Annotated in this window: 5 protein-coding genes; 1 reads left to right on the forward strand and 4 read right to left on the reverse strand. The window is 56.4% G+C overall.

Annotation, left to right across the window (positions count from 1 at the left end; translation table 11 throughout):
- Window positions 1-249: hypothetical protein (locus H5U08_RS10440; RefSeq protein WP_297032768.1), on the reverse strand; the 249-nt coding region annotated here is incomplete at its 3' end.
- A gap of 128 nt (window positions 250-377) precedes the next feature.
- Between H5U08_RS10440 and H5U08_RS10445 the strand changes: the two genes are divergently transcribed.
- A complete protein-coding gene (locus H5U08_RS10445) occupies window positions 378-614 on the forward strand; it encodes a LapA family protein (RefSeq protein WP_297032770.1) in 237 nt (78 codons plus the stop codon).
- 122 nt (window positions 615-736) lie between these two features.
- On the opposite strand, the gene H5U08_RS10450 is transcribed toward H5U08_RS10445, so the two are convergent.
- Genes H5U08_RS10450 through H5U08_RS10460 form a run of 3 tightly spaced genes read right to left on the reverse strand, consistent with a single transcriptional unit; the run spans window position 737 to window position 4,457 of the window.
- Window positions 737-1,774, reverse strand: a complete 1,038-nt coding sequence (locus H5U08_RS10450) for an ABC transporter permease (RefSeq protein WP_297032772.1) — start codon at window positions 1,772-1,774, stop codon at window positions 737-739.
- Window positions 1,775-1,815: 41 nt separating this feature from the next.
- Window positions 1,816-3,348: a sugar ABC transporter ATP-binding protein gene (locus H5U08_RS10455; protein WP_297032774.1), complete on the reverse strand. Its 1,533-nt coding sequence runs from the start codon at window positions 3,346-3,348 to the stop codon at window positions 1,816-1,818.
- A gap of 50 nt (window positions 3,349-3,398) precedes the next feature.
- Entirely contained in the window at window positions 3,399-4,457 is a 1,059-nt protein-coding gene (locus tag H5U08_RS10460) for a substrate-binding domain-containing protein (RefSeq protein WP_297032776.1), read from the reverse strand.
- Between the last annotated feature and the right edge of the window lie 223 nt (window positions 4,458-4,680).

Raw genomic sequence — 4,680 nt, forward strand, 5'->3', positions numbered from 1 at the left:
AAAGCGAAGGGCCATCGTCCCATCCGGCCCGCGCACAACCTGGGGCTGATTGCCCTCCACACGTCCTTCTTTCGCGAGGACGTCGTCAAACGACTGCAAAGGTAGATACCAGGTCAGCCCCGGGCAAGCTTCTATGAGTTTCTGATAGTGTGTCACCTGTTGGCCGGTCGTTTCAGCAGCCAGAACAGCACTTTCCCAATTCCGGGCGATAAGCAGGCACGTCACTATAAATAGAAGAGAAAATCTCATTTTGAAGACCTCCCAATTACGGAATTCCGATCCTTCGTCTTGGTAGCCTATTATCCCAACTCTAGGCCATATGGTACACTAGGGGGGACGCGGTCAATGGGAAGATACATTTTGCGGAGGTTTCGCCCATGGTCACAAAAATCAAACTGGCCGTTTTGATTTTGCTTGCCCTGCTGGTTATCGTGTTTGTTGTGCAGAACACCACGGCGATGGGCATACGTTTTCTGTTCTGGGAGTTTTCCAGCAATGTGGCGACTCTCGCCATTCTCATGTTTGCCCTGGGATTCTGCGTTGGACTGTTGGTGGCCGGATGGCTCGTGAGAGGCAGGAGCAAGGGTCACTCGTCCAAAAATACTGCCGCCTGATAAAATGCGGCCCTTTTAAAATGCGCTCTGGTGTCGCTTGAGGGCGTTCGTTCTTTTAACAAAGAACTAAGAACTCTATTTTTGTCGAACGCCGTGGGATAATCTTCTGATTGTCGGCCATATCACGTGGCGGACTGCTGACGCAGCCGATCAATCACGACGGCAGCAATGATAATCACCCCGATAACCGTCTCCTGCACCCATTTGGGCCAGCCCATCTGCTGACCACCCATATAAAGAATTGTGATGATCAGCGCGCCGATGACGCTTCCCAAGATGGATCCCTGGCCACCCATCAAACTTCCCCCGCCGATGACGACGGCGGCAATCACGAACAGCTCGTAGGCGATGGCCGAGGTAGGCTGTCCGATACCCCCGATGAAAGAGAACTGCATAAGACCTGCCAGTCCAGTGAAAAGTCCCCCCAGGGTGTAGGTGGCGATTTTTACTCGACCGACCGGAACGCCGCAAAGTCGGGCCGTCTCCTCGTTGGAGCCGATGGCGAAGATATATCGGCCAAGCTTGGTGTACCGCAGAATAAGAGCGGCCACAATAGCGGAGATGATTAATATCCATACTCCCGGAGGCAAAATCCACACACGCCAATGCGGATCATGGGACGTGAGCGTCGGATCCATAAGTCGAGTAAGCCACGTATCCTCCCGAGGATAAATGTCTTTTTCTTGCGCCAATCCCTTCGCCAGGCCTCGAAAAATTCCCATGGTTCCCAGCGTCACGATAAACGGTACCAGTCGCAAACCAACCACGGTAACACCATTAACAAATCCTGCCAGAACACTGACCAGAACTCCTGCGACGAGGGCTATCCAGGGAAGCAGTACTGGCCATTGATGGATGAGATACACGGTTTCTTCTTGCCCATTTGAACCAGCAATAGTGTAATGATAGTCGAGTATCCACGCCACGGTCACCACGCTCAGTGCGATCATCGAGCCGACGGAGAGATCAATCCCTCCGGCAATGATGATCATTGTCATCCCCAGTGCCGCGGTGGCATAAACCGCACTTTGTCGCAGAATATTTTCCAGATTGCGTGGCGTGTAGAACTTTCCACCTTCCACAAGGACCGCGAAAAACAGAAACACGGCAAGAAGGGCAGTAAATCGCCCGAGGGCGGTCACCCAGGGTGACGACCACATATCGCGAGTCTAACGAAGCCAGTCGGCAAGGTTGGGTAGTTTCATGGTGTGTTAATGAGATTCTCCTGGTCCTGACCTGTTGCTGCCAGCATCAGCGTGTGCTCCGTCCACTGCTCGGTGGGCCGACACGCTACAAGACGTCCGCGCGACATAACGGCGATTGTATCGCAAAGGCCGAGCAACTCGGGAAGATAACTGGACACCATCAAGACCGCTTTCGGGCTCGTGCCCCCGCCGCCCTCGGCCGCTTCCACGATCAGGCGATAAATCTGGGCTTTCGATCCCACGTCGATTCCACGGGTTGGTTCGTCAAGCAGCAGAACGTCCACATCGGCAAAAAAGAGTCGCGCCAAAGCGACTTTCTGCTGGTTTCCCCCGGAGAGTGTCCACGTCGGCTGTCTGACGTGTTCACAGCGGATAGAAAACCGCTCGATCCAGCGTGTTATCATGCGCTCTTCCCGACCAGGAAAGACGAGTCCCAGCGCTCCCAGGTGATCCACTCTGGGTAAAGTGATGTTCTCGGCAATGGAAAGGGAGAGCGCGAGTCCTTCCCGTTTTCGGTCCTCACTGAGAAACCCCACGCCCTGTCGCCACCGCTGGCCTGGTGTGGCAGTTCCTCGAAAGACTCCGACTCGGATGTCTCCGGCACGAACGGGGTCCAACCCAAAGATGGTCCTCAATAACTCCGTCCGGCCCGCTCCCACCAGCCCGGCGATTCCCAGGATTTCTCCTCGGTGCAAGCGAAGACTTGCCGCGACGGGCTTTCTGATCCCGGTCAGTCCCTCCACTTCCAGAATGCACGGTCCACGGATTCGGTGGCGTCTGGGGTACAGCTCACTTACTTCGCGGCCTACCATGAGCGACACGATTTTCGGAATCGGCGTGTCAGATGTAACGCCACTGCCCACGGTTTCACCATCGCGCAGGACGGTGAAGCGGTCACTGATTCGGTGGACTTCTTCCAAAAAGTGGGAAATGTAGATGACGGCAAGCCCCCGATCACGGAGGCGGCGAATAAGCGTGAATAATCGCTCCACATCCTGTTGGGCGAGGCTGCTGGTCGGCTCGTCAAGGACAACGATCTTGGCCTGAGAGACGACAGCCCGCGCGATTTCCACCATCTGCTGATGCCCGGGAGGCAAATTCTGCACCGGTGTTGCCAGCGGCAGGTCAGCCAGCCCCAGTTCAGATAGAGCCGCACATGCCTTTTCGCGAAGTTGCCGCCAGCGAATAATTCCCCAGCGTGCCGGCTCCACACCAAGAAGGATGTTTTCCATGACGGAGAGATGCGGCGCCAGCGACAGCTCCTGGTAAATCATGGCGATGCCGCGGCGGCGGGCTTCCAGGGGATGATGCGGCATGAACGGTTCTCCGTCCAGCCACATCTGCCCTCGGTCCGGACGGTGGACGCCCGCCAGGACCTTCATCAGGGTGCTCTTCCCAGCCCCGTTTTCACCTACGAGCGCATGAACTTCTCCCGCGGCGACCTCCAGGTTGACTCCGTTCAGGGCCTGGGTGGTTCCGAACCGTTTCGCGATGTTGACCATCTTCAACCGAGGTGGCAAGTCCCCCATGGTACTTCAGACCTCTACCTTGGCGGGAGGCGATACCGTGGATTGTCAACTCATTTATCGGTCCCCGGTGACTCATCCTGGTTGCCGGCGGGTTTTTCAGATAGTCCCACTAACTGCCGCACAGCCGGGTCGGTCGCCAGCTTCTCGCGCGTGACGAGAACCACACCTGTGTCAATATATTCGGGAACCTTTTGTCCACGCAGGTGTGCAACAAGAGTTTCCACGGCTAAACGCCCCATTTTCCGAGGGTTCTGAGCGACAAGCGCGTCGATGAGTCCCGCTTGAAGAGCCTCGACCAATCGCGGGGTAAAATCGAACCCGATAAACCGAACATGGACTTTGACACCGCTTTTGCGGAGGTCTTCCAGGGCGGCGAGCATTCCCAGCGTGGAGCGGTCATTGCACGCAAAAATGCCGTCAAGAGCCAGTTCGTTCTCTTTGACAAAACCTTCCAGGACATTCGTTGCTGTTTTCTTGCAACCTTCTACGGTGGCATCCTCAGGGTAAGGATCGGCCACGATCTCCAGCCCCCCGGCTTTGGCTGTTTCGATGAACCCTTCGGCGCGAGCCTCCGTACTTCCCGTCCCCTGCACAAACCGCAGCACCAGGACGCGGCCTTTGCCTCCCAGAAGTTCAATCATATGCTGGGCCGCCAAACTGCCTCCCTGTTTGTTGTTGGTGGCCACAAAGCTGACGTGAGCATGGCCATCGATTTCCGAGTCGAAAATAACGACAGGGATACCGGCCTCCACAGCCCGTTCCACCGTCCGTCGCTGAGCCGACCGATTGAGCGGGGCCAGGGCGATCCCGTCCACCTGCAGGGTGACCATGTTCTCCACAATCTTGTTTTGCTCAGCCAGTTCAGTCTCGGTGAGGGGACCATCCCATTTCATTTCCACCCCCAATTCGTCCGCCGCCTCCCGAGCCCCCATTTCCACTGTTTTCCAGAATTCACCACCGGTGCTCTTGGGAATCACAGCGATGACGAGTTTCTTACCTCGATCGGCACTCCCCTGCGTCGATGGCGGTTCTGACGATCGGCACCCCGAAAAGCTGAGAATAACACCGGCCAGAACAATGACGGTACTCCCGCGAACTACATCAAGCATCGGATGGTTCCTCCTCGACCGACACTAACAGGCGGCGCTGATCTCGCCTTTTTGCCAGTGTACAACACGTACTGCTCTCCCGAGTGATAACTCTCCAGTTTAGAAGGTCAGCCCCGGAAACTCCACACGGTGGTGTTGTGAGCGAGCTGTACCCACGATCAAGCCTCGCGACGCCTGACTCATCCCCACTTTTCGACTCACGGGGACGCGGACCTCCGCATGG

Source organism: Thermogutta sp. (assembly GCF_014359955.1).
Classification (GTDB): Bacteria; Planctomycetota; Planctomycetia; order Pirellulales; family Thermoguttaceae; genus Thermogutta.

Bases quoted from the DNA above. Each gene is read 5' to 3' on its own strand.
- H5U08_RS10450 (WP_297032772.1), bottom strand. From the start codon at position 1,774: ATGTGGTCGTCACCCTGGGTGACCGCCCTCGGGCGATTTACTGCCCTT.
- H5U08_RS10445 (WP_297032770.1), top strand. From the start codon at position 378: ATGGTCACAAAAATCAAACTGGCCGTTTTGATTTTGCTTGCCCTGCTG.
- H5U08_RS10460 (WP_297032776.1), bottom strand. From the start codon at position 4,457: ATGCTTGATGTAGTTCGCGGGAGTACCGTCATTGTTCTGGCCGGTGTT.
- H5U08_RS10455 (WP_297032774.1), bottom strand. From the start codon at position 3,348: ATGGGGGACTTGCCACCTCGGTTGAAGATGGTCAACATCGCGAAACGG.